At 61.9% G+C, this 25,019-nt stretch carries 27 protein-coding genes; 18 read left to right on the top strand and 9 right to left on the bottom strand.

Going from position 1 to position 25,019, the window contains the following annotated elements:
- Positions 1–50 precede the first annotated feature (50 nt).
- From DU484_RS12400 to DU484_RS12360, 9 genes are all read left to right on the top strand, one after another.
- Complete coding sequence (locus DU484_RS12400; protein ID WP_114606073.1) at positions 51–281, top strand: hypothetical protein; 231 nt, start codon at positions 51–53, stop codon at positions 279–281.
- Between the two features lie 9 nt (positions 282–290).
- The gene (locus tag DU484_RS12395) at positions 291–707 is read left to right on the top strand and encodes a PIN domain-containing protein (protein ID WP_114606072.1); all 417 of its coding nucleotides are present in this window, start codon (positions 291–293) and stop codon (positions 705–707) included.
- 315 nt (positions 708–1,022) lie between these two features.
- Positions 1,023–1,727, top strand: a complete 705-nt coding sequence (locus DU484_RS12390) for a bacterio-opsin activator domain-containing protein (RefSeq protein WP_114606071.1) — start codon at positions 1,023–1,025, stop codon at positions 1,725–1,727.
- Positions 1,728–1,836: 109 nt separating this feature from the next.
- Complete coding sequence (locus DU484_RS12385) at positions 1,837–2,673, top strand: alpha/beta fold hydrolase (RefSeq protein ID WP_114606070.1); 837 nt, start codon at positions 1,837–1,839, stop codon at positions 2,671–2,673.
- 365 nt (positions 2,674–3,038) lie between these two features.
- Positions 3,039–3,407, top strand: coding sequence for a winged helix-turn-helix transcriptional regulator (locus tag DU484_RS12380; RefSeq protein WP_114606069.1), 369 nt, complete (start codon positions 3,039–3,041; stop codon positions 3,405–3,407).
- 154 nt (positions 3,408–3,561) lie between these two features.
- The gene (locus tag DU484_RS19575) at positions 3,562–4,407 is read left to right on the top strand and encodes a hypothetical protein (protein ID WP_157969566.1); all 846 of its coding nucleotides are present in this window, start codon (positions 3,562–3,564) and stop codon (positions 4,405–4,407) included.
- A gap of 158 nt (positions 4,408–4,565) precedes the next feature.
- On the top strand, positions 4,566–4,955 hold the full coding sequence (locus tag DU484_RS12370; RefSeq protein ID WP_114606068.1) for a winged helix-turn-helix transcriptional regulator: 390 nt from the start codon (positions 4,566–4,568) through the stop codon (positions 4,953–4,955).
- 206 nt (positions 4,956–5,161) lie between these two features.
- Positions 5,162–7,303, top strand: coding sequence for a cupredoxin domain-containing protein (locus DU484_RS12365; RefSeq protein ID WP_114606067.1), 2,142 nt, complete (start codon positions 5,162–5,164; stop codon positions 7,301–7,303).
- Between the two features lie 5 nt (positions 7,304–7,308).
- Positions 7,309–7,815, top strand: coding sequence for a redoxin domain-containing protein (locus tag DU484_RS12360; protein ID WP_114606066.1), 507 nt, complete (start codon positions 7,309–7,311; stop codon positions 7,813–7,815).
- Between the two features lie 46 nt (positions 7,816–7,861).
- On the opposite strand, the gene DU484_RS12355 is transcribed toward DU484_RS12360, so the two are convergent.
- On the bottom strand, positions 7,862–8,587 hold the full coding sequence (locus tag DU484_RS12355) for an NAD(P)H-hydrate epimerase (RefSeq protein ID WP_114606065.1): 726 nt from the start codon (positions 8,585–8,587) through the stop codon (positions 7,862–7,864).
- Between the two features lie 118 nt (positions 8,588–8,705).
- Between DU484_RS12355 and DU484_RS12350 the strand changes: the two genes are divergently transcribed.
- Complete coding sequence (locus DU484_RS12350) at positions 8,706–9,917, top strand: MFS transporter (protein ID WP_114606064.1); 1,212 nt, start codon at positions 8,706–8,708, stop codon at positions 9,915–9,917.
- Positions 9,918–9,975: 58 nt separating this feature from the next.
- Here the strand turns inward: DU484_RS12350 and DU484_RS12345 are convergent, their stop codons facing one another.
- Positions 9,976–11,226, bottom strand: coding sequence for an RNA-guided endonuclease InsQ/TnpB family protein (locus DU484_RS12345; protein ID WP_114606063.1), 1,251 nt, complete (start codon positions 11,224–11,226; stop codon positions 9,976–9,978).
- A 241-nt stretch (positions 11,227–11,467) separates the two neighbouring features.
- On the opposite strand from DU484_RS12345, the gene DU484_RS12340 reads away from it, so the two are divergent.
- The 6 genes from DU484_RS12340 (at position 11,468) to DU484_RS12315 (ending at position 16,111) form a co-directional block, all read left to right on the top strand.
- Positions 11,468–11,713 (top strand): glutathione S-transferase N-terminal domain-containing protein, encoded by a 246-nt coding sequence (locus tag DU484_RS12340; protein WP_114606062.1) that lies wholly within the window; start codon positions 11,468–11,470, stop codon positions 11,711–11,713.
- A gap of 20 nt (positions 11,714–11,733) precedes the next feature.
- On the top strand, positions 11,734–12,474 hold the full coding sequence (locus DU484_RS12335; RefSeq protein WP_222844844.1) for a DUF7546 family protein: 741 nt from the start codon (positions 11,734–11,736) through the stop codon (positions 12,472–12,474).
- Between the two features lie 325 nt (positions 12,475–12,799).
- Positions 12,800–13,069 (top strand): hypothetical protein, encoded by a 270-nt coding sequence (locus DU484_RS12330; protein WP_157969565.1) that lies wholly within the window; start codon positions 12,800–12,802, stop codon positions 13,067–13,069.
- Between the two features lie 65 nt (positions 13,070–13,134).
- On the top strand, positions 13,135–13,722 hold the full coding sequence (locus DU484_RS12325) for a helix-turn-helix domain-containing protein (protein WP_114606060.1): 588 nt from the start codon (positions 13,135–13,137) through the stop codon (positions 13,720–13,722).
- An 87-nt stretch (positions 13,723–13,809) separates the two neighbouring features.
- Complete coding sequence (locus tag DU484_RS12320; protein WP_114606059.1) at positions 13,810–15,165, top strand: dihydrolipoyl dehydrogenase; 1,356 nt, start codon at positions 13,810–13,812, stop codon at positions 15,163–15,165.
- A 58-nt stretch (positions 15,166–15,223) separates the two neighbouring features.
- Positions 15,224–16,111, top strand: coding sequence for a hypothetical protein (locus DU484_RS12315; protein WP_114606058.1), 888 nt, complete (start codon positions 15,224–15,226; stop codon positions 16,109–16,111).
- 11 nt (positions 16,112–16,122) lie between these two features.
- On the opposite strand, the gene DU484_RS12310 is transcribed toward DU484_RS12315, so the two are convergent.
- From DU484_RS12310 to DU484_RS12285, 6 genes are all read right to left on the bottom strand, one after another.
- Positions 16,123–16,587: a L,D-transpeptidase gene (locus DU484_RS12310; protein WP_114606057.1), complete on the bottom strand. Its 465-nt coding sequence runs from the start codon at positions 16,585–16,587 to the stop codon at positions 16,123–16,125.
- 6 nt (positions 16,588–16,593) lie between these two features.
- The gene (locus tag DU484_RS12305; RefSeq protein ID WP_114606056.1) at positions 16,594–17,559 is read right to left on the bottom strand and encodes a patatin-like phospholipase family protein; all 966 of its coding nucleotides are present in this window, start codon (positions 17,557–17,559) and stop codon (positions 16,594–16,596) included.
- Positions 17,552–18,415 carry an SDR family oxidoreductase gene (locus DU484_RS12300; protein ID WP_114606055.1) on the bottom strand — a complete coding sequence of 288 codons (864 nt, stop codon included), beginning with the start codon at positions 18,413–18,415 and terminating at the stop codon, positions 17,552–17,554. Before DU484_RS12300 ends, DU484_RS12305 begins: the two co-directional genes overlap by 8 nt.
- Before the next feature lie 107 nt (positions 18,416–18,522).
- Positions 18,523–19,755 (bottom strand): methyl-accepting chemotaxis protein, encoded by a 1,233-nt coding sequence (locus DU484_RS12295; RefSeq protein ID WP_114606054.1) that lies wholly within the window; start codon positions 19,753–19,755, stop codon positions 18,523–18,525.
- Position 19,756: 1 nt separating this feature from the next.
- Positions 19,757–20,002, bottom strand: a complete 246-nt coding sequence (locus DU484_RS12290) for a glutaredoxin family protein (RefSeq protein ID WP_114606053.1) — start codon at positions 20,000–20,002, stop codon at positions 19,757–19,759.
- Between the two features lie 234 nt (positions 20,003–20,236).
- Entirely contained in the window at positions 20,237–20,626 is a 390-nt protein-coding gene (locus tag DU484_RS12285) for a cupin domain-containing protein (RefSeq protein WP_114606052.1), read from the bottom strand.
- A 462-nt stretch (positions 20,627–21,088) separates the two neighbouring features.
- On the opposite strand from DU484_RS12285, the gene DU484_RS12280 reads away from it, so the two are divergent.
- A complete protein-coding gene (locus tag DU484_RS12280; protein WP_114606051.1) occupies positions 21,089–21,988 on the top strand; it encodes a halocyanin domain-containing protein in 900 nt (299 codons plus the stop codon).
- A 368-nt stretch (positions 21,989–22,356) separates the two neighbouring features.
- On the opposite strand, the gene DU484_RS12270 is transcribed toward DU484_RS12280, so the two are convergent.
- The gene (locus DU484_RS12270; RefSeq protein ID WP_114606049.1) at positions 22,357–22,752 is read right to left on the bottom strand and encodes a hypothetical protein; all 396 of its coding nucleotides are present in this window, start codon (positions 22,750–22,752) and stop codon (positions 22,357–22,359) included.
- Between the two features lie 277 nt (positions 22,753–23,029).
- Here DU484_RS12270 and DU484_RS12260 point away from each other — a divergent pair, with 277 nt between their 5' ends.
- Positions 23,030–23,728 carry a hypothetical protein gene (locus DU484_RS12260; protein WP_157969564.1) on the top strand — a complete coding sequence of 233 codons (699 nt, stop codon included), beginning with the start codon at positions 23,030–23,032 and terminating at the stop codon, positions 23,726–23,728.
- The last annotated feature ends 1,291 nt before the right edge of the window (positions 23,729–25,019 follow it).

The raw sequence follows: 25,019 nt of genomic DNA, 5'->3' as shown, positions 1-25,019 counted from the left end.
ATATAGAATACACCAAAAACACAGTATTCTGTGATCCCATAGATCTCCGTATGCCTTCGATCACGGTCAACGTGGACGACGACCTCAAAGAGCGAATGGAAAAGCATCCGAAGATCAACTGGAGCGAGGTCACGCGACAGGCTATCCAAGAGAAAATCGAGACGCTCGAAGTGATGGACGAACTCACCAGTGGGAGCGAACTCACCGAGAGCGACGTGCAGGAAATCGCCGACAAGATCAACGAGCGTGGACGGGAGCGCGTCGACGAGGAATCGGCGTAGACACGACGAATGAGGCTGGTCGTCGACGCCAACGTCGTCGTCTCCGCACTCGTCGCCGACTCGAAAACGCGCGAGCGCATCGTCACGCTCGACCCCGACCTCCTGACTCCCGCGTTCGTCTACGACGAAATCGAGAACTACGAGGAATTGATCGTGGAGAAGTCCGGGATGGAACCGGACCGAGTGGCGCAGTTCGTCGACCTCCTGTTCCAGTACATCGAGGTCGTTCCAGTCGACGAGTTCCATCGGGCTATCGAGGAGGCAGACGCGGCGATCGGCGACACCGATCCCGACGACATGCTCTACCTAGGTTGTGCGATCGCCAACGATGCGGTCATCTGGAGTGACGATTCCGACTTCGACGAACAGGATTTGGTCGAGCGATACTCGACAAGTGACGTGATCAGCTCGTTCGAGACTGTCTGACTCGATTTTCTGGGGAAGGATTAGCATGAGCCGGTCGCTCTCTCCATAGAGAACTCATCCGCGGACCGATCTTCGAGCCAATCCTATCAGGTTCCGCGTTAGAACGGTCCCCGTCCGACGAGGAGAACACCGTCACCGAAGTGACGATCTACGTGTATCGGTCTCGTTTTGACCACGTCGTTCGGTAGTGCAGTGAGCAAGGGGACCCACGACGGTTCCATCCGTTCCTGTCGGGTCCGTATGGACGGCGGGCGAGTGTTCGAAACGGACACACGGCAGACGAATGCCTATTAGTTCGGTCAGTGATGGCTGGGTATGACCGTTCAGGAACCCGTCGAGACTCCAATAACGGAGATCGAATTGGAGGTGCGGGACAGAAACTGTTTTTTCGTTCGTCTCTCGGCCGAAACCGACTGTCTCATCCGACTCGAGGAGTTGATCCACCGCGCGGATGGGGATCTGCTTCAATACTTCAGTATCCGTGAAACGCCTCCGGAGGACGTCCTCGACATGGCTGCGAGCGAATCCGCAATCGCAGAGGCTCGTCTCGTCAGGAAGGGTCCCGACGGCAATCTCTTCCAGTTCGTCGTCTCTGGGCCGTGTGTCACCGCGACGCTAGCGGACACCGGCGCAATCACCCGCGACGTTTCGGCCGCGGGCGGCGTCGGCCGTGTCGTCGCGACCGTTCCAGCTCACGTCGCCGTTCGAACTGTCGTCGAAACGTTTCGGGCACGCCATTCGGAAGCGGAGTTTCTCGCCAAGCGAGAACGTGACCAGTCCCCACCTGTTCGAACGAAATCGGGCGTCCACACCATCCTCGCGGACCGACTTACCGAAAAACAGTACGAGGTACTTCGAACGGCGTATCTGAGCGGCTACTTCGCGTGGCCGCGCGAAAGTGCGGCCCAAGAGTGTGCCGACGCGTTGGGGATTGCTCAGCCGACGTTCAGCCAGCACCTCCGAGCGGCTCAATCCAAGGTGTTTACCGCTCTCTTCGACGCCGCGGTCGACGACACGTGATCGGACCGTCGAGTCCGTCACGACAGAACGGACGGCGTCGATAATACCTATCCCTATAGGCAAGAAGCGTTTGCCGGGGGGACTGGAATGTATCGATGGGTGATTCAGGATGCCAAGCTACGCGGAGTGGACTGCAGCGCAAGAGACGGCGACCGTCACGGTCGACGGACACGAACTCGACGTCGCCTACTACGACGAGGGATCGGGCGATCCCGTCGTCTTTCTCCACGGGATCCCGACGAACTCCTACCTGTGGCGGGACGTGATCGGGCCGATCGCGGCGGAACGCCGCGTCATCGTGCCGGACATGATCGGATACGGCAACTCGTCGATGTTCGACGGATTCGATAGATCGATCCGCGCACAGGAGGAGATGATCACGGAACTTCTGTCGGCGCTCGATGTCGAAAGTTCCTCGCTGGTCGGTCACGACCTCGGTGGCGGCGTGTTCCTCCGCTATGCGGCCCACCATCCGGACGCAGTCGACGAGCTCGTGCTATCGAACTCCATCGCGTACGACTCCTGGCCGATCCAGTTGATCACCGACTTGGGACTTCCCGAGACGGCACGAGACACCAGCGTCGAGGGGTTGCAGACGATGCTCGACGACCTCTTTCGGGATACGCTCTACGGGTCGGAGCACAGCGACGCGTTCCTCGACGGCATGACCACGCCGTGGAACTCCGAAGAGGGAGTAACCTCTCTCGTTCGAAACGCGATCTCGACGAACACGAATCACACGACTGAGATCGATCCGGAAACGATCGAAGCCCGGACGCTCCTCCTGTGGGGGGCGGACGACCAGTTCCAGTCCATCGAGTGGGCCGAGCGCCTGCAAGCGGATATCGAGACGGCCGAACTGATCGGGCTGGACGACGCAAACCACTGGGTGATGGAAGATCGGCCGGACACCTACCGCGACGAACTGGCCGACTTCCTGCGCTAATCAGGTCGAACGTTCGGGCTGATACTGCCGGCTGTAAGTCGATCAAGATATTCGTCACCTCGGGGCGGCGAATATCTTGAAACAGTTACAGTCGGTAATGAGTCGCGGGCGACGGCCACGACTCGAAACGTCCGACCGCAGAGGCACCCTCTAACGGCGGGTCGTCCGTCGTGCCTTCCACCGGTTTCTCCCGACGAACGCTACCAACATAAATAGGTTACTCGTATTGGAAGTCCCTCTTCACACTCACAGAATAGTAAGGAGTTCCCGGTCGAGTTGTACAACCGTGTCCGACAGTTCGTGTATAAATCGGCAGATCCACCCGCCGAACCCCGACCACCGATAACGGGTTTTCACAGATACTCATGAGTACACACTCAGAATCGAGTGATACGAAATCGACGTCGGTCGTCACACCGAGCCAGTCACAGGAGACGCTCATCTCCATGGCAAACCTGCTCGGGCGCAAGTGGCACTTGGTCATCCTCCACCAGTTGCTGACGGAGGGCGCGATGGGATTCGGCGAACTCAAGGGAGAGATCGATCACATATCGTCGAAGGTCCTGTCGGACAGCCTCGACCGACTCGAGACGGAACACGAACTCGTCGAACGCCGCATCGTGAGCGAGAAGCCGGTGCGCGTCGAGTACGCGATGACCGAACGCGGCCGTGACTTCGCCCCCATCGTCGACCGTATCCACGAGTGGGGCGTCGAACACAAAATGAGGGAGTAGGCGGAGTGAGGGCGGGGTAACGTATCAACCGAATAGTAAGCGAGTGACGCATCGGTTACTACCTTACAAGTGTGATACAGCTGAAATATAATCCTCGAGCGTGACGTGATACCGTGGCCCAAGACGTGCAGAGCCGGGCCACGCGGAGCAACCAATGGACCGACGCAACACACTCAAGGCCATCGGAACGGTCGGTATCGCGGGTGCGCTCGGACTCGGCACGAGCGGAACCGTGAGCGCCGATCGAGCCGATGCTGCCGCCGGCGGCGACAGTAACAATCCCGGACGGATCGGGAACTACGGCGGTGCGAAGACGCTCACCCCATCGGATCTCGGCGGATTCGACCACGTACTGGTCTATCTCGCCGAACCACTCGTCGAGGGCGACTGGAGCGTCGTCGAGAACGCGGAGCGCTTCCAGCGCGAGATCATGGGGCGAGACGAGGAGACCATCGACGCGGATCGGCGAGCGGCAGAGGCGTTCTACGAGGAGCGCTTCGGACTGACGTTCGAGGGAGACGCAGGCCTGTTCGAACCGGAGGAGAGTACCGACGGCTCGGCCGTGCTGAATCCGTTCTACCAGGATCCCGACGTGGGTTACAACGCCTACGTGGTGTCGGGGCGGGCGATGCCGAACAACCACGACGACGGGGCGACCAATCGCGACGAGATGCTGGCCGGGAAAGTCAGAGACGGTGGCTGGATCGTCTCGATTACCGAAGACACGACGCTGGGCGGGAGCTACGGCGGTAGCGACGGCTTCGATGTCGGAGCCGGCGGCACGCTAGCCTACGGGAACTACAACGTCAAGATGGGCGACAACGAGGACCCCATCGTGATCCGGTACGAATCCGAACACCCAATCCTGCCACTGGACATGCCGGTCGCGTTCAACTGTGACCTGTTCCACGACGAGTGGGGTGAAGGGCAGGTTCGCGGGACGACAAACGTTCCGGGTGGTGGCATCCGCAACGTTCTCACGTTCCCCCCGTCGCTGTAGTCGAATCCCGTCTCCATTTTTCACCTTAGCGGGGGTCGCCGACCCGGCTAGCCGCGCCCCGGGTCGTTCCCTATTCGGCCGTCTCTGAGCCGAATCACGTCAAGTTACCTAATTTCTGTAGGTAACTATTATACTATCCCCGTCCGTACGAGGGAGATATGAGCAACGAGACGGAAGAGGTGGCTGCTGCCAAACAACTCGAAGTGTGGTGTGCCGGCGAGGACTGGTGTCCAGTCACGACGACGGCGTCGCTCATCTGTAAGAAATGGCACCCCGTGATCGTTCACCGACTGCTCGAACACGGCCCCAGCGGGTTCAACGAACTCAAAGCCGACGTCGACGGCATTTCGAGCAAGGTGCTTTCGAGCAGCCTCGACGACCTCGAAGAGAAGCAACTCGTCGACCGCGAGATCATCAGCGAAAAACCCGTACGGGTGCAGTACTCGCTCACGGATCACGGTCGCTCTCTCGAACCGGTGATCTTCGCGATGCGCGACTGGGGCCTCGAACATCTCACGGAACCCGACGACGATTCGTCGGCCGTTTAGGACGCGGGTCGTCGGGGACGAACTGTCACCTTTCCTCAACTCTTGGAAGCACGTGCTCGTACGGATCGTCGGGAGTTCTAGTCCTCTCCACGAGAGCCGCCTGATCGACCCAATGCGCAACTGTTCACGGGGTTACGAACGCGTTACCTGCTGAGCCCGTGGTTGTCCGAGATTCATTACGAGAAGAAACTAAGTTTCGGATAGTTATGCCAATCGACGACATCGACCGACGCGCGCTCCTCCGTCTCGGTGGGGCCGCAGCCATCGGCGCACTAGCGGGTTGTAACAGTCAGCGAGGCTCCGAGGCCACCTCGACGGCGACGGCGACTCCCACGTCGACCGCCACGGCGACGGAAACGTCCGGGACCAACCCCCCGGGGGCGGATCAACTCGGGGGACCAGACGACCTCCACTCCTCGGCGACGGTGGAAGCGACGATGCTCTCCTCGGATCGAGGTGCGGGTCAGCACGTGAACACGCCGGCCGTCGTCTGGGTCGAACAGGGTGCGACCGTGACGTGGAACGTCGCCGAGGGCTCGCATTCGATCACGGCTTACCATCCCGATTTCGACCGTGCACGCCGGATTCCCGACGGAGCGACGCCCTTCGATTCCGGGATTCTGCCGGCAGGCGAATCGTTCGAACACACCTTCGACACGCCGGGCGTCTACAACTACTTCTGTCGGCCACACGAGGGACTCGGGATGGTCGGTCTCGTCGTCGTCGGTCAGCCACAGGGTGGGCCGGGGACGACGGCCGTCGACGACGTCGAACTGAGCGCCGCCGCTCAGTCGCTCACCCGACTCCTCGACGTGGCGGGCATCGTCACCGGCGAGGGTGGGGGGACGAACGCGTACGCGTGGCAGGACGCCACCTGGGACTCCTACTGGTACTCCCTGTACAACATGAGTACCAACATCGCCATGAGCGGCAACGGCGTCCAGTTCCCGCACAACGACGCCCAGCGACAACAGTTCGAACAGCGAGTGCCCGCGATGTTGCAACACGCCGACGTGGACAAACCGCCGATCAAGAATCCGAACCTGAACATGGCCGCGTTCACGGCGGGCGACCCCCACTTCACCCAACAACCCGTCTTCGATTCCGGCGATGGGCGACCCGACGCGTCGACCCTGCAGTGGGACATGTCGAAGTCCTCGAAGGTCGTGAGTCCCTCCTCCGTCGCGTGGACGCACCTCAAGGGTGTGACGTGGGCGAAGAACTTCCAGAAACACTTCGAGACGCTTCCACCGGGGATTGCGGCGAAGTTCCGCGCGCAGATGCTCACCACCCTCGCCCAGATCGGGACGAACGCGACGCTCATCGCCGGCGGCCCGGACGGCAACGGCGCGCTCACGAAAGGCGACTCGCTCGAACTCGTCTCCGAGTTCCGACCGAGTGACGGCACGGTCGTCGACGACACGCCCCGGCCCAACCACCACTCGGCGATGCTCTGGTTCCTGTCGGATCTCACGAGTCTCGCGGGGAACGGCTGGTTCGGCTACGTGAACCCGGAACCGCTCGTGCCGAAGGGGAAGATCCAGCAACTGACCGACGGGATGGCGCAGACGACGATGAACCTCTTCGATCCCTCGGATGTCGTCGACATGGGGTCGACCCGGGATCTCGGACAGATGCTCGGGGCCGTGGGCTGGTACGGAACCCACGCAGGAGGCGACGACCTGCGTGCTGCCGCCGCGAGCTACGCCGACGACCTGGCGGCCGAGGTCGACGCCCACCTCGACGGCAACGGACGCGTGGCCGACGGCACGGCCAACGGGGCGGCGACGCAGGGCGCGGTCGGACAGGGTCTCCTCTGGGCCTCCCAGATCGACGGCGTCGATCACCGCGACACCGCGGAGACTGTCCTCGGCTACCTGCTCGACGAACTCTGGGACGAGGACGCAGGCACCTTCGCCACGGATTCCGGCGACTCCACCTACCGAATCACGTCGCGTGACGCCGGGGACGTAACCGGCGGTCTCAACGCCGCCGACGCGCTCCTCGATCTCGACGTGCAGGAGGTGTACGCCCGCTACTTCAACGGGACGTTCAACCGCGGGCGACTGCAACGGGCCGAACGTCCGAACAGCCGCGACGAGGGTGCCGAGTTCACGCTCCCTCTCCCGCCGGCCGCCGGCGGCGAGTACGGACAGGCCGCCGTGTACAACGACGTCGTGGAGTACGACACCGGCGCCGACGAGTGGTCGGTCGTCGACGACGCGTTCACGACGGCGTGGGCGCTGTACACCGCGAATCAGGACATCTGGATCGGCAACTGGGCCGGCGACTTCTTCCAGGGCCGTGGCGTGCCCGGACGGAGCGACCAGCCGCCCGGGGAGGCCTGATCGCGATGCTCCCCGAAGGCACCGCCGCACCGGCGTTCACGTTGCCCGGAACCGCGATGGACCGAGACGCGACCGAGATGTCGGAGTACTCGCTTACTGACGCGCTCGAGCGAGGACCGGTGATCATCAACTTCTACCTCTTCGATTTCCACCCCGAATGTACCGAACACATGTGCTCGCTCCACGATTTGCTGTGGTTCGACCTCGACGACCGAGTGACGGTGTACGGCATCTCCACGGATCGGTCGTTCAGCCATCGAGCGTTCGCGGAGACGGAGGAACTGGCCTTCGCCCTCCTCTCGGATAGCGACGGGAGCGTCGCCGAATCCTACGACGTGTTTTACGAGGAGTTCAACGGCCACAAACGGATCGCGAAGCGCTCGGTCTTCGTCGTCGACACCGACGGGACGATTCGGTACGCGTGGAGCACCGACGATCCCACCGTGCAACCGGACTTGTCGGCGGTCAAGGACGCACTCGAGGGGCTGCAGACCGTCCGCGCCGACGACTGATCAGGGGTCGGTCTTGACCCTTTCGAACCTGTAAATCAGCGAATAATCAGTCGCCAGTCGCCAGTTCGATCCACCACTCTCGGCCGAACGGGTCGTCGTACGGGATGTCGAGGCGGTCGTACACGATCCGCGGAATTCCGATGTCGGCGAGAACGAGCTGTCCCGGACAGGTTCGGAGTCCCGTCTTCGGTACGGCGAGCGTGACCGTCGTCTCCGGATGCACGGCTGCCCCGAGTGTCTCGCCGGTCGTGGCGTCGATGCCGGAGGGCACGTCGAGGGAGACGACTCTCGATCCGCGTCGGTTCGTTTCCTCGACGAGGCTGCGTGCCGGATCGCGGAGCGGGCCGTCGAGGCCGTAACCGATGAGCGCGTCCACGAGTACGCCGATCCGATCGAACGCCGCCAGTTCCTCGACGCCGCTCGTGACCGGAATATCCGTCGCGTCGAGAATCCGATACTGCTGTGCCGCGGCACCGGATAACGAGTCGGGGTCGCGGTCGAGGACGACAGCCACTCGAACGTCGTGGTTGTGGAGGTGTCGAGCACACGCCAACCCACCACCGCCGTTGCCGCCGTTTCCGGCCACGACCACCACCGGTTCCTCGCCCGTCGCAGCGACTCGATGGGCCAGCGTTCGGCCCGCGTTCTCCATCATCTGGAGTAACTGTAGTCCCACGTCCTCGACGGCAACCCGGTCGACGTCGCGCATCGTCTCCGCCGCCACAGCCGGAACGTGCGTCCCCGACGCCGTCACGAACGCGTCAGTGGTCATATCGCTTCTTGGACGCTCGAACATGATTACTGTGTGCCGTTGCGATCAACGACCAGGGGTTACCGACGGGTTAGCTGACGCTTTTGGTAGCTCAGGTAGTTACCTATCGATACCGACTATGGTATCCCGAAAACACCGAGTGCTGTTGGTGATCGCGCTGGCCGAACTCCTCGCCATGTCCCTGTGGTTCAGCGCGACCGCCGCGGCGCCGGAGTTGGCGGCCGAGTGGGGGCTCACCGACGGCGAGACGGCGTGGTTGACCATCGCGGTGCAGTTGGGCTTCGTCGCCGGCGCGCTCCTCTCCTCGGCGCTCACGCTCGCGGACGTAATTCGGCCCCGATATCTGTTCGCCGGGTCGGCCGTCGCCGGCGCGGCGTTCACCGCCGTCATCGCTGGATTCGTCACGTCGGCCATTCCAGCCATCGTGCTCCGATTTTTGACCGGCGTCGCCCTGGCCGGGGTGTACCCCACCGGGATGAAGATTCTCGCCGGCTGGTTCGAGGAGGGCCGCGGATTCGCAATCGGCATGCTGGTCGGCGCGCTGACCGTCGGCTCGGCGCTTCCGCACCTGCTCCGTGCCGTCGGCGGCGTCGGCCAACCGCGGGTCGTGCTGTACGGGGCCGCGGGCCTGTCCGTTCTCGGCGGGCTGTTGGTTCTCCTCGTCGAGCCGGGACCGCATCAGGCACCGGCGGCCCCGTTCGATCCGAACGCGATCGGTCGCATCCTTCGGGACCGGGGGACGATGCTGGCCAACGGTGGGTACTTCGGCCACATGTGGGAGCTCTACGCCGTCTGGACGTGGATCCCTGCCTACCTGATCGCGAGCATCGCGGCGAACGGCGGGAGTGGCGAATCGTCGAGTCTCGCCTCGCTCTTGGCCTTCGGGACTATCGCCATCGGTGGGGTCGGCGCCGTCGTCGCCGGCTCGGCGGCCGATCGGTTCGGTCGGACGGGGACGACGAGCGCGAGCATGGCCATCAGCGGCGTCGCCTGTATCGCCGCGGGATTCGTCTTCGGATCGTCGTTGCTCGTTCTCGTCCCCTTCGTCCTCGTTTGGGGATTCGTCATCGTCGCCGATTCGGCGCAGTTTTCCGCGGCCGTCTCCGAACTCGCCGAAGGGTCCTACGTCGGGACGGCCCTCACGCTCCAGACGGCCATCGGGTTCCTCCTGACGACCGTGTCGATCCAGTTGATCCCGATGGTTGTGGATCTGGTCGGCTGGCGCTGGGCGTTCGCGCCGCTGGCTCTCGGCCCGATTCTCGGCACGCTGTCGATGCAGCGACTTCGGAACCTTCCCGAGGCGACGAAACTCGCTGGCGGCCGCGGGTGACATCCTCCCCGGCATAAACGCCGAGGCTTCCCGTACCGCAGTTGGGATATTTGCTGGTCTACGACACGGCTTGTTCTCTCGTGCGAAACGTCCCGCTCTCGCGGTCGAACAAGTATGTCGATGGCTGTGCCACACAGCCGTTACTCCTATCCTCGCCGTGAGGACTCGGAGTTATCTTCTGGCGCATGTTCTCCGCCCCGTTACAATCCGCATTCCCGACCAGCTCGCACGCCGTGCAGACGTACAGACCACGTTCGACACGATTTGACTTCGTGTCGTCGCCACACCGTGAACACGTCTCCGAAGTGTTCCACTCGTTCTCCTTCAGTACCTCGACCCCACGCATCTCGCCCTTGTACGCAAGGTACTGGTAGATGCGGTCGAACGCCCACGAATGCAACTTCTTATTGCCGGTCTTGCCCCAATCGGACTCTCGCATATCTTCAGGCCAGCTCACCGCGAGCGTGCCAACCCCGCGTTCGACACACGCGGTGATGATGGCGTCCGTCAGCGTGTGGTAGAAGTGCGTCTCGCGGTCTGTGAGTTTCTGTCGTGCCCACCTCGACTTCTCGGACGGGCCGTTCTCACCCTCAGTAGCGTACTCTTCTCGGGAGAAGTAGTGCTTGTCTTCTTTGAGCGAGTTGCCGGGGTACAGAACGTATTCGTCGGGGAAGGCGACCGTGGCGATGTTCGTGATACCGAGGTCGATACCTGCCACTTCATCGCCTGCGGAGTCGTTGGGTTCGAGTTCGACCTTGCAGACGAAGTGCAGTTCCCACTCGTCGCCGTTCCAGACTGCTCGAACGTTCTGCACTCGGTTGACTTCTGAGAGGTCAACGTCGGGACGAGTCTGGTATTCACAGAGAATGAAATCCGACCAACTCTCTTTGAGGTTCGACCCCTTGCTGAGTCGGACGCGATTGTGTTCGGGGTCGTGTTTGAAGCCGTCTGTTTTGAACGTGACCGTACTCTTGGGTCGGGTGTCGCCGTGTTTGCGGTAGCCGGGCGGATTCGCCTCTGGGTCGTTCTGTCGCAGGTCGAACCACGACTGGAAAGCGTCAGAAAGTTCTTCGATGACTTTCTGACTGGATTGCGCGTTCAAGTCTTTCCAGCACGATTGGCTCTTCATATACGATTTCAACACCCTCTCGTCTGGGATTTCACCGATTTCGTCCCATACGCGGTCGGCCGTCCATCGTGCGATGTTCCAGATTTTCGAGGCGGAGTCTCCGAGCGAGTCAAGGTCATCGCAGACCTGTCGGTGGTTCTGGATGGAACCAACGTAGGTGCGCGTGACCTGAATCGCCACACATAGTCTATGTAGACAAACCTAGTTAATGGTGTGGATTAGCGTGGAATATCCAGCCTGTCATCGACGGTGGATTGTGGCGGTGTTGTCGGATTCACTCCCACCGTGAACGGTGGAGTTCTCTCCTCGTAGAAAGATAGTACGGCCGGAATCGTCGGGGCAACACTTACCGACCGGTAACGGGGTTACCCGATCCTCGGCTCGCACTTATGACGAAGCTGAGTGAAGGACACGCCAACCGATGGGAACGAGACGACTGTATCGACTCGCGGGCTGTCCCTACTGTGCGACCGTCGAGGGGAAACTGGACGAGTTAGGGCTCGATTACGAGACACGGGACGTCTTCCCCATCCGATTCTTCCGGTCGGAGGTGAAAGAAGTCAGCGGGCAGAAGGGCGTTCCAGTTCTCGTCGACCCGGAGAACGGCGTGACTGGAATGGCGGAAAGTGACGACATCGTCGCGTACCTCGAACGGACGTACGGTTGACGAGTGGGGGAGATTCCGAGATGAACACCGATCGGCACCCCACCGACACGGCCATTTCGACCGTCTTCGGCGACTGGCTACAGCGACACGTTTCTCGACGGTCGATGCTGTACGCTGGACTCGTACTGAACGTCGAGGTGATACTGGTGTTGGTGTACTGGGTCGCTTCGCCGACGACGATAACGAACCCATTGATTCTGGTGTATCCGTTCGTCTGGATCAATCTCTCCCTCTGGGCCGTCAGTTCGGTTCAGCGACCCGACGTGCCGCGACGACGGCAACTCGTCGTCGGCGCACTCACGGGACTGTATTTCGTCGTATTGATCGTCGCCGGTGGACTGATCGGGCCAGGGCACGCGTTTCACGGCCACTCCCATGGAACCGGCGCGGCCCGTCTCGCCCTCACGTCGATGCCCCCGGGATGGAGCCCGGCGCTCCTCTACGGCGGTGCTCTGGTCCGTTTCTCGCTGTTCCCGTACAAACTCGTGGGCTATCTCGCGCTCTCCTATCTCGTCTTCGTCACCCTTCTCGACGTGAACGGGTCTGCCCTCTCCGGCGCACTCGGCTTCGCGTCGTGTGTGAGTTGCACGTGGCCGATTCTCGGAACGGTCGTGACGGCGCTTTTCGGTGGCGGTTCGATACTCGCGACGGTCGCAACGAACCAGCCGTACGGCCTCTCGACGTTCGTCTTCGGGACGTCCGTCGGATTGCTCGTCTGGCGGCCGTTCGCGAACCTGCGAGGCTGGCTGCCGGGACGCTAGCTGGCGATGGCCGCCGCGTTTTCCGCGAAGCAGTTGTAATCCGATTGCACGGTCGCCGAAGCCGTATGTAACGACGGCGACGATATCGTTCGGAGGCCATCCGTGACACACCCCCTCGGTTCACAGTGTTCGGACGCGAGTCAACCGGACGGCGTCGACCACGGACAGCGCCTCCACGTGAGAGACCAAACCTGCGCGGTGTCGAGAGCAATGATGCCGAACGATATCCTCGTCAACGACGAAATTATAGTTCGCCTCAGATGAGGACGATACACGAACCAAGAGTCGCGCGACGTCGTCGAGCGCTGACCGAGCAGAATGAAGAATGTCAGTAACCCGTAGGGACGTGTTGGAGGAACTCGAGGGACAGAGCGACGCCAGCGCCGGGGAGCGAACGTCGATCGAGTCGCTCACGGACGCACTCGCCGTCGACGAGCGAACGGTCCGCGAACAGCTCGACGGACTGGAATCGTGCGCGCTAGCTGACATCGACGCCGACGGACAGGTCAGAATAACCGTAACCGGCGAAGAACTCCTCGCGCTCGATCTCGACGAGATGATCATCGTCGATGCGGAGACGATCGATCGTGGCTGAGCACACGGGGCAGACTTATGGATTCCGCCGTCGTCTCTGGGTACGAATGCTGGGAGTGGCCACCGATGTCTGAACACGAGACGAACGAAGCGGCCGAGGCAGTTCAGTACGATCCGGCGTCCAGCAGATACGACGTCTTCGAATGCCCCGACTGTGACAACGTAGTCCTCGCGCTCGGCCGCGACGACCCACCGATGTCCTGTCACGGGGAGTCGATGCAACGCGTGACCGACTGCGATATCACCGTCAAACCGCCCGACGTCAGACAGGTCCTCCTCGACGCGTTCGGCCTCCCCAAAGCCGGGCTCGACATCTGTCTGTGTGTCATCGGAGAGGGTCCGCTCTCGGCCAACGAAGTCGCCGAATCGCTGGGCTACGACCGGAGCACGGTGACGCGGTACCTCAACAAACTCGTCGACATCGGTCTGCTTCGCCGATCCGAATTGAACCGCGAAGAAGGGGGCGTCGTCAACGTCTATCACTCGGTCGACCTGGAGCGGATGCGCCGCGAAACGCTGATCGGCTTCTACATCTGGGCCGGAGAAGCGGCCGCACTCATCGAGGAAGCCAACGTGACGAAACAGGATTACATGGCCGAGAATCCGGACCGCGAACTCCCGGACGTGTTCTGGGAATCGTTCCCCGACGACTGAACGAGACACGCCACCTTCGGTGGTCGTGCAACACCGTTGCGGAGTCGCTACCCCTTATTTGATTCCGCCCGGCGTATCCGGAGTCACATGAGCGATTTCGACGTACTCGTCATCGGCGGGGGAACCGGAAACAACGTCGCCTCGGCGGCGGCGGACGCAGGACTCGACACGGCGCTCGTCGAACCGGGACCGCTCGGCGGCACCTGTCTCAACCGCGGGTGCAACCCCTCGAAGATGTTGATTCAGGCCGCGAACGCCGTCAACCACGTCTGCGATGCCGAACGCTTCCACGTCGACGCGACGCTCGACGGCGTGGACCACGCGGCCGTCGTCGACGAGATGGACGACCTGCTGGGCGGCATCGCCGCGGACATGGAGTCCCGGTACCGCGAGCGGCCCAACCTGACGCTGTTCGACGAGTACACCGAGTTCGTCGACGAACGGACCGTGGCGCTCGGCGGCGAATCCGTCACCGCCGACAAGGTCGTCGTCGCGACGGGAAGTCGCCCGGTCGTCCCACCCATCGACGGTCTCGACGAGGTCGACTACCTCACGAGCCAGGACGCGCTCTACCGGCGCGAACTCCCGGACAGTCTCGTCATCATGGGCGGTGGCTACATCGCCGTCGAATTAGGGTACGTGTTCGAGACGATGGGCACCGACGTGACTATCGTCGAAATGAACGACACGCTGATCCACCGGGAGGACGGCGACGTGGCGGCACTGTTCACGGAACTCGCATCCGCCCGCCACGACGTGAACACCGGACACCGCGTCACGGCCGTCGAGGAGTCGAGCGACGGCTACGCCGTCCACGCCGAAACCGAGGTCGGTGACGAACTGACCGTCGACGGGAGCGAGGTGCTGGTCGCACTCGGCCGCCGCCCGAACTCCGACTCGCTGAACCTCGACGCCGCCGGAATCGAGGTCGACGACCGCGGATTCGTCGAGACCAACGAGTATCTGGAGACGAGCGCGGACAACGTCTGGGCACAGGGCGACGTGGCGGGGAACGCGCTGTTCAAACACTCCGGAGACTACGAGACGCGACACACGGTGGCGAACGTCGTCCACGGCGACCGACGGGCGCTCGACCTCTCGGCGATGCCACACACCATCTTTACCGAGCCACAGATAGCCGGCGTCGGGAAGACCGAGGCGGAACTCGACGGTCAAGAGTACGTCGTCGGCCGGGCGGACTACGCCGACTCTGCGATGGGTCGCGCGAAGAAACTCGACGACGGCTTCGTGAAAGTGCTCGCGGCGACCGACGGGACCATCCTCGGCGCGCACGCCATCGGCTACGAGGCGTCGACCCTGCTGCACGAGGCCGTCGTCGCGATGCGACACGGCCTCACCGTCGAGGACGTCGGCGAAACCATCCACGCCCACCCGACGCTGAGCAAGGTCGTCGAAGCGGCGTTCAGAGACGCGACGACGTGATCGTCGCCAGTCAGCACGAATCGGTGAGTGATGCCGCAGTCACCCGTATCCGAGAGGGATGCGTTTCTCCGTGATCCGCGAGCGACTCGGGTCGACGATCCGTCACGGAACGACCCTCCGAGGCGCACTCGGCGAGCTGTTCACCCAGGAATTCTCCTACTCGACGGGCTATCTCGCGACGCTCCTGAACGGGTGTCTGTTCGCCCCGTCACTGCTCACGTTCTGGTTCGTCAACGGTGTGATCGACTTCTCTACCGCCATCGCCATCGGGGCCGTCGCGACGCCCGCAGGCCTGCAGCTGCGGCTACTCGCGTACGTCCTCCTCGTTCCGACGTTCCTCCTCGTTCGAACGTGTCTCCACCTCCTCCATCCGGGTCACCGAGCCCAGATTCTCGACGGATCGTGTCCGAGTTTCCAGCCGCTGAGTCTGGACTGGTTCAGTCTGGGCGTCCTCGCGACGGGACTCCCGCTCGCTCTCCAGAATCTCGGGCCGTGGATCGGGGTGAACGCCGTCTTCACGGTCGGTGTGTTCCTCGTCCCACGTCCGCTCCGAGGTCGTCGAGCGAGTGAAGCGAAACTCCTCACACTCGTTCTCGGCAGTGCGCTGTTTCTCTACGCGAATTATGGGGCTGTGGTCGCACCGCCGTTACCGTCGCCGGCGACGATACTCGGTCCGGTCGCGACGTTCGCGCTCGACGCCGAGACCACGCGGTGGCTGTTCCGGCTGGTAAACAGCCTCTTGTTCGGCCCTCTCGCTGTTGCCGTCTTCGGCGTGGGCACGAACCACGTGTTGACCCGCCCCGAACTCGCCGACATCCCGCTCGTCCGGCACGCGCTTCCACGCCGCGATCCCGACGTCGTCGTCGCGACGAACGCGGCGCTCGGGACCGTGTTCTACTTGGCCGTCGTCGGCCTCACAACGGGTCGCGTTATCCTCGTGCCATAGACTCGGCTCGATCAGTCCATATCCGGAGCGTCGACCACGTCTCCCGCTTCGAGGCGCCTGACACAATCCGCCACCGTCTCCGTCCCGCTCCCCGTCGAACACGGGAACACCGCGACGAGTCGATCGCCGGCGTAGACCGCCAGACACTGGAGCGGGAGGCGAATCACCTCGCGTCGCTCCGCCGAGACCATCGTCGACCGTTCACACTGCCCGAAGGCCGGTTCGAGGGAGTGGCCTTCGCGGTCGCCCCACGACTCGAACTCGGCGATTCGAGCCTGAATCGGCCCCTCCTCGTCCGCGGGAGTGTCGGCGGGCGGATCGACGTACTGCCCCCACACGCGAACCGACACGTCGTCGACGGCGCCGTCGGCTTCCAGTTCACGGAGCCGGTCGAGAACCCTCGAACGGGGATCGTCCGGCGGCGGTGGTGCATCTCGCATCCAGACCACGACGCGGACGGGGGCGGACCGTTCCATCGGCGATCACCGCCGCTCCCTGAACTCGGCCGCCCGCTGTTCACCCAGTTCCATCAACTCCCGGATGAACGACGGCCGCCGGTCGACTTTGGTCGAACAGTGGTACGTCTCGCCCATCTCGATTCGACGGACGGTCGTCTTCGTGAACTCGCTCTCGGGCAGGTATCCCTGCTCGACCCAGTCGTTCACCCGCTCGATCACCCGAAGCTCCTGGTTCAACGAGATGTTTCCCGAGAGTTCGTTGCGGCGGTCGGCGATCTCCTCGAGCGAGGACGGTTCGCCCTCGCGCACCTGCGGGTTGATCTGTATCACCCACAACTCGTCCGGTTTGCGAGACGCTTCGACGGCCATCAGGTCGTCGATAGGTGGGTTCTGCGAGAAGAGTCCATCCCAGTGATAGTGGCCGTTGATCTTGACGGCCTCGAACAGATTCGGCACAGCGGCGGAGGCGAGGACGGCCTCCGGCGTCACGTCCTCGTTGGTGAACGTCTCGAACGTACCGGCGTTGATGTTGACCGTGCCGACGACGAGTTCGGGCACGTCACGCCGACACAGATCTGGAATCTCCTCGAAGTCGATGTGGCGTTCGAGCGTCTCCCGGATCGCGTCTTTGCCCACTTCAGCGCCGGGAACGTCGTACGGGCTGACCTCGAACATCGGGACGCCGGCGCTCGCGAGCCGCGACAGGCCGACGACGAACTCGTTCATGAACTGGTCCGAGAGGTCGGACGCCGACAGATCACCCCAGATCGCGTCGAGAAGGTCGATCGACCGCTCCGCGTCGGCGGTGACGAGTCCGTACCACGTCGCCAGGGCGTTGAACGCCCCGCCCGAGGTGCCGCTGATTCCGACCAGTTCGTACTCGTCGTCCCACTCGCGGAGCAGTTCCTTCAGCACGCCGGCGGTGAACGCCGTGTGACTTCCACCGCCCTGACAGGCGATGGCGACGTTCGTCGGCCCGTCGTCACTCATAGGTGGTGGTGTATCCGCCGTCGTGGAGCATGTCGCCGCCGTTGAGGTGTTTGCCGTGGCTGGAGAAGCCGAAGACGAAGAGATTCGCCACCTCGGCGGCCGTCATCATCTCCTTCGTCCGTGCCTGGCCGAGCATCACGTCCTCGACGACCTCCTGCTCGGAGATACCCCGCTCTTCGGCCGTGTCCTCGATCTGGTTCACCATCAGCGGCGTCAACACGTAGCCGACGCTGACCGAGAAGCCCCGCAAGATTCCCTCACCCTCCGCGGCGATAGCGCGTGTCAGACCGGTCAGCCCGTGTTTCGCCGTGATATACCCGGGTTTGTCTTGCGTCGCGTAGTGACCGTGGACGGAGGACATGTTGCCGATGGCGCCGACCCCATCGTCGGTCGCCCGGATGTGCGGCATCGCGAGCTTCGCAGTGAGAAACGGCGCGCGGAGCATGATATCGAGCAGGAGGTCGTACTTCTCCATCGGGAAGTCGGGGATGGAAGCGATGTGTTGCATCCCGGCCACGTTGGCGACGTACCGTAGTTCGCCCGCTTCGGCTGCGGCGTCGACCATCGCCTCGACCGCGTCGTCGTCCGTGAGGTCGGTCGGGATGGGGTGGACGGTGCCGGTGGCATCCACGTCGTCGGCGAGATCGAGGGTGCCGTCGAGGCCGTCCTCGTCGATGTCGGCGCCGACGACGGTGAGGCCGTTCGCCGCGAGCGCGACCGCCGTGGCACGACCGATACCCGAGGCCGCGCCGGTGACGATGGCGACCGTCTCTGGTACGAAGTGGTCGTCGTCGAGGACGAGCAAGTCGGCAGCGGTTAACTCCGGTTCACGGAGGTCGAATTCGTCGGTGGACATGTGTTCACCCGTACCCACTCCACGAAGCCGTATAACCACACCTCGGCTGTGCAACGGACGGACAACGAACGTTGCTCGTTCGAGACTGAGTTACAATATCGGCAGTGTCAGTCGTCGGCCGGTCCGTCGGCCGAGGATTCGAGCAGGTCCAGTAGCTCGCGATTGCTGTCGTCGATCCCCTCGACTTCGTCGAGTATCATCTCCGTCTTCCGATTGGCCTCGTCGGCCATCATGGCGAGTTCCTCGGTGCTTCGGGCCTGCTGATCCGTCGCCGTCGCCACGTCCGCCATACTCTCCGACAGCTGGCCGTTGACCTCGTCGATCGCCTCGAACGTCTCGACGGCTCGAGCCGCCTCCTCACGCCCGGCTTCGGTCTGTTCGTGGACGCTCTCGATGTCGTCGACGACCTGCTCGACGGCGCCGTCGATCGTCTCGACCAACGATCGGATGCGTGCAGCTTCGTCCTGGCTCTCCTCGGCGAGTGATTTGACTTCGTCCGCGACGACGGCGAATCCCTCGCCCTCGTCGACGCGTGCCGCTTCGATCGAGGCGTTGAGCGCCAGCAGGTTCGTCTGATCCGCGATGTCGTCGATCGTATCCACGAACTCGCCGATGTCCTCGGTGTGATCGGCGAGCGTCCCCACGGCCTCGCGAACGCCCGTCGCTCGCGTATGAATCTCCTCGATCCGTTCGCTGAGTTCGCTCGCTCTGGTACAGCCCTCCTCGGCGAGGGCGGCCGCGTCGTCGCTCTGGGTGTCGATTTCGTCCACGGAGGCGGCGATCTCCTCGACGGCCGCGCTGATGTCTCCGACCTCTCCACTCAGGTCGTTCACGTTCGACGCCTGCTGTTCCGTGAGGGAGGCGATTTCCGCGGATCGGTCGGTTACGTCCGCCACCTGCGAGTGAACCTCGTCGATCACTGCGGCCCCTTCGCGATCCGACCCGGCTTTGCTCGCCTCGGCACACGCCGCACTGATCGCAGCGATGTCGCGGCTCGTGAGTCGCCGAAGCTCGACCGAGTCGACCGACGGTAGTCGTTCCGCGCGTTCGATCAACTGAGACTGTATCGCCACCAGTAGCTTCGAGAGGGTCTCGGGTCGGACGTCGCGTTCGACACAGTACTGGGCGAACTCCCGTCGCGTTCGGTCGGCCCCGTCGGCAAGAACCGACGTGAGATACTGGGTCACGGCGGAGTCGAGGAGAGCTTCAGAGACGCGACTCTCGTCCTGTAGTTCTCCGGACAGTACCTCGGTGACGAACGCCTGCCGTTGCTCCGGATCGTCGGGAACGAGCGTCGACAGCCCCGAACGATCGAGTTCGGAACGAGTCGTGGAACTCATATCAGCCGTAGGTGCGTTCGAGGTGGGTCACGATGGCGTCGCTGTCGGCGAGCCAGCCGTCGTCGAGCGACGGATCGAACAGCACCGGAACGCCTCGCTGTCCGGTGCGTTCGTGAACCTCATTGCGGTCAGTGTGTTTGTCCGGCACCACCGTCTCGTCGTAGTCGACGCCCAGTTCCTCGAGTTTGTCCCGCACCTTCTGCGAATACGGACAGTCCTTCCTGTCGTATAGTTCCAGACGGCTCATCACGGCTCGAACTGCGCTGGGAGTTTCATTAACGATACCGTGGGTGTGTGAATCGATTACACGAGCCGTCGCTCAGTTGGATTCGGTAGCAGTCACGGACACGAACGTCGAGCAGTCCAGCGAACCACCGGTACTGATACTGTCGGCTGTAACTGTTTCAAGATATTCGCCACCCCGGGGTGGCGAATATCTTAATTGACTTACAGCCGACAGTATGACTTCCGATAACCCGTATCAGTCGCCGTCGGGTTCGTAGGGATGGTGATCCTCGACCGACGGCGCGCCGATAGCGAGAACCCGGACGGGAGCGTCGGCGTCCGAGGGGTTGAACGCGCGGTGGGGGTTCCCCGACTCGACGAGGAAGACCTGCTCTTCCGGAACGGTGAGTTCTCCCTCCGGCGTCTCGACGTGGAGCGTCCCCTCGACGACGAAAAACGCCTCGACCTGCTCGTCGTGGTAGTGGTACATCGCCGGGAGTTGCTCGCCCGGAGCGGCGGTGTACGTCCGGAGACCGAGTTTGGCGTCGCGTTTTGGCAGGCCAGCCGCTTGGCTGATCGATCGCGGTTCGGCCTCACGGTCGGGAAACGGTTCGATCGTCGACGGGTCGACGACGTGATAGCCCATAGCTGACGTGGTTTCGGCGCCCAATTAACCGTTTGGACCTCCCTGTGGCCGAGAAGAGACCGATCTCGTCTATGAATCCACAGTGATTCTCCGAATCCCTCAGGTTCCGATTCCAGACTACTTTCCCCTGCCTTCGAGAACGACGCCGTATGTGGCCCTCGGGATTGATACCGACTGGAGAACGGCGATAATCGGTTTATCTCTCCCTCCTTGTCGTCGCCCCGGTGGTCCAATCTCGCAATCGAAATTCTCCTCGGTCGCTATCTAAACGTTCGGCTTGGCCTGATTCGTCAGTGAATCCCCCCGGCAGTCGGGTAACGCAGCGATGGGTCGGCAGCACTCTCCCGTACCACTCGAACCGTGAAATTACACGTACCGAACATATGTAGATGTGGGGACACTCCCAACGCTGAGGAAGCATCAGTGGCGTTGGTTTGACAATATCTCGACCTTCGAACTGCAATGCAACGGTCCCCGACCCGCAGACGAGTCCTCCGCAGTACCGCTCTCGCTGGCATCGTGGCGATAGCCGGTTGTAGTACGACCAACCGTAGCACGAACGCTCCCAGTACCACATCGCCGACAAGTCCGAACACCCCTGAAAAAACGGCAACGACTGCCACAGAGGCTACTCTGACGCCACCCGAGTCGACCGACGACTGGCTGACGAATGCCAACGGGTACCGGGAAGAGACGCCTCGATACGGGCCTGGCGAGCAACCGACGATCGACGTCGGCCACCCCGTTGAGGACGGGTTATCGTTCGATCCCCCAGTGATCGAAGTCGCTCCCATGACGAACGTGACTTGGGACTGGACTGGTCACGGCGGCCTCCACAATGTCGTCGCGCTTGATGGTACGTTCGACAGCGGCCGACCGAACGCCCAACCGGGTACGGCCTATCACTACATCTTCGAGGAACCGGGAACGTACCCGTTCGTCTCGGAACCGCACCGGGAGGAGGGAATGCGTGGCGCCGTGATCGTTAGAGAGCCTCCGTCGACGGGGAATCAGACCGTCGATATGTGGGTCGTCGACAGTAGTAACTTCGACGGCACGGTGGTCGATCGAACCGGTTCCGACGTGGCGAGAGTCACCGTCGGGTCACGAGGTAACAGGGGTCACTTGGCCTTCGACCCGCCAGTCCTGAAGATCTCGACGGGCACGACGGTCGAGTGGAAGTGGACTGGCAGCGGCGGGGGGCACAACGTGGTGTTCCTGAACGCCGACATCCACTCCGGGCAGGTGACCCACGAATCCGGTGTCCACTTCCAGCACACATTCGAGCAGTCCGGAACGTATCGCTACGCCTGTCAACCCCACAGAGCACTCGGACAGAAAGGAGCAATTATCGTCGAATGACTGTTGCCATCTAATTGAGACAGCAACGAGTGAGACAGCACGGGATTTTCCAACTGATGCGGTAGCACGGAATCCTCTTCCTCAAGCGCGAGCGCAGCGAGCGTCAGAGCGGGGTCGTTAACCAAGGTGGTCTCAGGCTACTCGTCGATAGAGCTCCCAGCACTCAGCGATACTGACACAGATGACCCCGAGAGCGAACGCTATCGTGCTGTCAATTTCCCCGAATTGCCAGCCGGATACGACGTATCCGATCACACCAACGATTGCGGCAATGACTCCGACATACTGGAGAATGTTCGACGACGAGGTGCGCCCTGGCATCGGTTTCTAGTGAGACGAGTCCCGGACAAATACCTCCGGAGAGACTGCTACGTCCGTTGACGGAAGGAGAGCCAGGCAAGATTTCCGAGGTCTGTGACGAGAAACGCCCCGGATGAGGCGTAGAGCGGTGTGAGATTGATGTACTCAGTCCCGACGATGTAGAGACCAATGAACTCGATGGTGACGACGACACAGGCGAGGAGTATCCAGCTGATTGCTTTCCACATCTGGTCGTACTGGGGCCAGTACTCGTCGTAGGCTGTCGGCACACCGACCGCGAGCGTGACCAACAGGAGGAAGCTCCCCGCTGATGCACTCTCGGAGACTATTGATTGGAACGCGTACGACAGTGGAAATGCGGCGAATATCGAGACGAAGGTCGTGAGGTTTCGTTGGCTCGTTGCCCAATTCGTCACTCTGGATCCGAAGCTTGTGGAGGGCATATGCGTGAGTGATGCTACCGAAACGTGAAATAAGTCAGGTTGAACGTGTCTCGAGACGTGCTACCGCAACCGACCGCTACCGACGTATGCGAGACCGAAGCTGCCGAGAAGTCGGAAGCGGGTTCGAAGCGAGTTGCTGTATGAAGACTCGAATCGACCAGTATCCCATCTCCAAATTCGATGTGAGGATCTCTCCGACTGGCCGATTCCCGTCGGGATTCTCAGCGGGAGTGAATCCGGTGAACTCGTCAATCGGAACGGTCACGACCTCGCCAGTGTGGGGACGTCGTTCGTCGGCGTCCGCGACGTGCAGGAGGGTTACAGCCTCCTCGTCACGTCCGAAGACGCGGTAAATACCGTCCGAAACGTCGGCGTTCATCGGCGCGAAGTGTTCGTACTGGTCGGGATTGTTCATCTTCGAGATTGGGTACGAGTCATGTCGTATGTCGTCGAACGAGGGATCTACCGCCAGGACGACACCTATTACGCTGTCGCCCCGGAGAACACTGGCGCAATCGCGGCGAACCTGTTCGAGGCGTTCCTCGGCTATGTTCTCACGCCAGTCGGTCGCGGTTACGTTGCTGTTGGACTCGGACTCTTAGCGTATCAGTATCGGGAGTCGTTCGCTGATCGTGTCCTAACCGTCCGTCGGGCGCTGGTCGTCGCCGCACTCGGTATTCCAGTCGCGCTCATCGGAACCGCCCTTTTTGAACGCGGGAGCCTCATACGATTTCTCACGTCGCCGGCGAGTACGTTCGTCGTGTCCGGCGGCGTCGTCGCGGGCGTTCTCACCCACCAGCAGCGCTGGGGGCGACTGGCAGGGTGGACCGTACTGGTCTGTGTCTTGAGTGTCGGTGCGTCTGTACTCGCTCTCGGCGCCGTCGGTGTGGTCTTTGGTGGATTCAGACTTTTGGTCGGGTTGGCAGCTGGCGTAGTGTCGCTCGTTTTCGGCGTGTGGTTCGGACTCGATCGGTAATTCTTACACAGCTCGTACGAGCCGGGTAACCGTCTGCGTTCGATCTATAACAGCCCTCAATCAGTCAACAACTCGTATCCTTGGCTTCCGAATGAAGGAGTTGAAACAATATGTTTGTTTGCTGCTGGCAGTGAACACGTAATCTGGTGTGATCTATTACTCTTCGAGCAGTCGAATAGCGAGGAGGCCAAGGATTGTAACGGGAATGATGTAGGCGAGGAGAATCGACAGAATCCCGATTGCGTTGAGTAGCGCCCCTGAGCCACCAGATCCGGTTTGTATGAATATCAGAATGACGAACCATAGAGTCGTTAACTGAATGATGGTGGAATTATTCATATTGCGTACCTACGGTGCTGTGGATGTCTGCAAATTCCTTTGGATTACTCACAACCGCTCTCTGCGCAGTGAATCCAGACTAGACGCTGCCGTACCCTGGACTTATCTTCATTTCTGCCCACGCTCTCGAACATGGCCCCCCATCCGATACTCTTGGCACCGCCAATCGTACTTCTCACGATGGCTGTCGTCTTCGGTGATGCGCATCGCCGAGAGCTCCCGGTTCGAACGAAAGCGGCGTGGACTCTCGGGGTTGGAACCCTGAGTCTCACCGGGTTCGTCGTGGTATTCGCGTTCGATAGTGCGTTGTATCGTCAGTATCTGCTGCTATTGGGCAAGCCACTGGTCGTTCGAACTCCGTACGAACTACTGGTGTGGCTGTTGACCGTCGGAACCGCGTTCAGCGCGCTGGGTTGTTTCGTCTATGCGATTGGAACCCGGGTTAGAGCCGGTCGTACAACGTAGTTTTATCCAACAAGAGTGGTGGCCGCATTCAGATACAGATAACAGCTCGTTCCTCCGCGAACGGGGCCGTGTATCGACCGTCTCGTTACGACAGTCACCTCTTTGGGCGTTTCCAACAGATATTCTATCTCAGCGAGACTTTCTCGGACCGATGCAACGTCGCACGCTTCTCGGACTAGCCGCCAGCGCGGGGGCCGTTGGCGTTCTAGGAGGTGCGAGTGGGCTCTCAGACGACCCCTCCGCTCCCCCAGCCAAGTATGCCGAGGAGCCGGTATCCCAAGCGCGGGACTGGACCCATCCCATCGTGGCCACCGACACGACGACAGCGGGAAACGAAAGGTACGGTACCGTCAGACAGCACGCATCGATTCTCGATCTCGAATCGACTGGTCGGCGCGCCCTCATCACACGGTATCGACTCATCCCTGGTTCGAACTACGATGCCACGAGCCGATGGAAAACAAAGTCGCTGACAGTCGAACATGCC

It is taken from the genome of Haloplanus rubicundus (assembly GCF_003342675.1).
Lineage (GTDB): Archaea > Halobacteriota > Halobacteria > Halobacteriales > Haloferacaceae > Haloplanus > Haloplanus rubicundus.
Note: the sequence above shows the minus strand (reverse complement) of the source record. Positions and strands in the feature narration are given on the sequence as shown.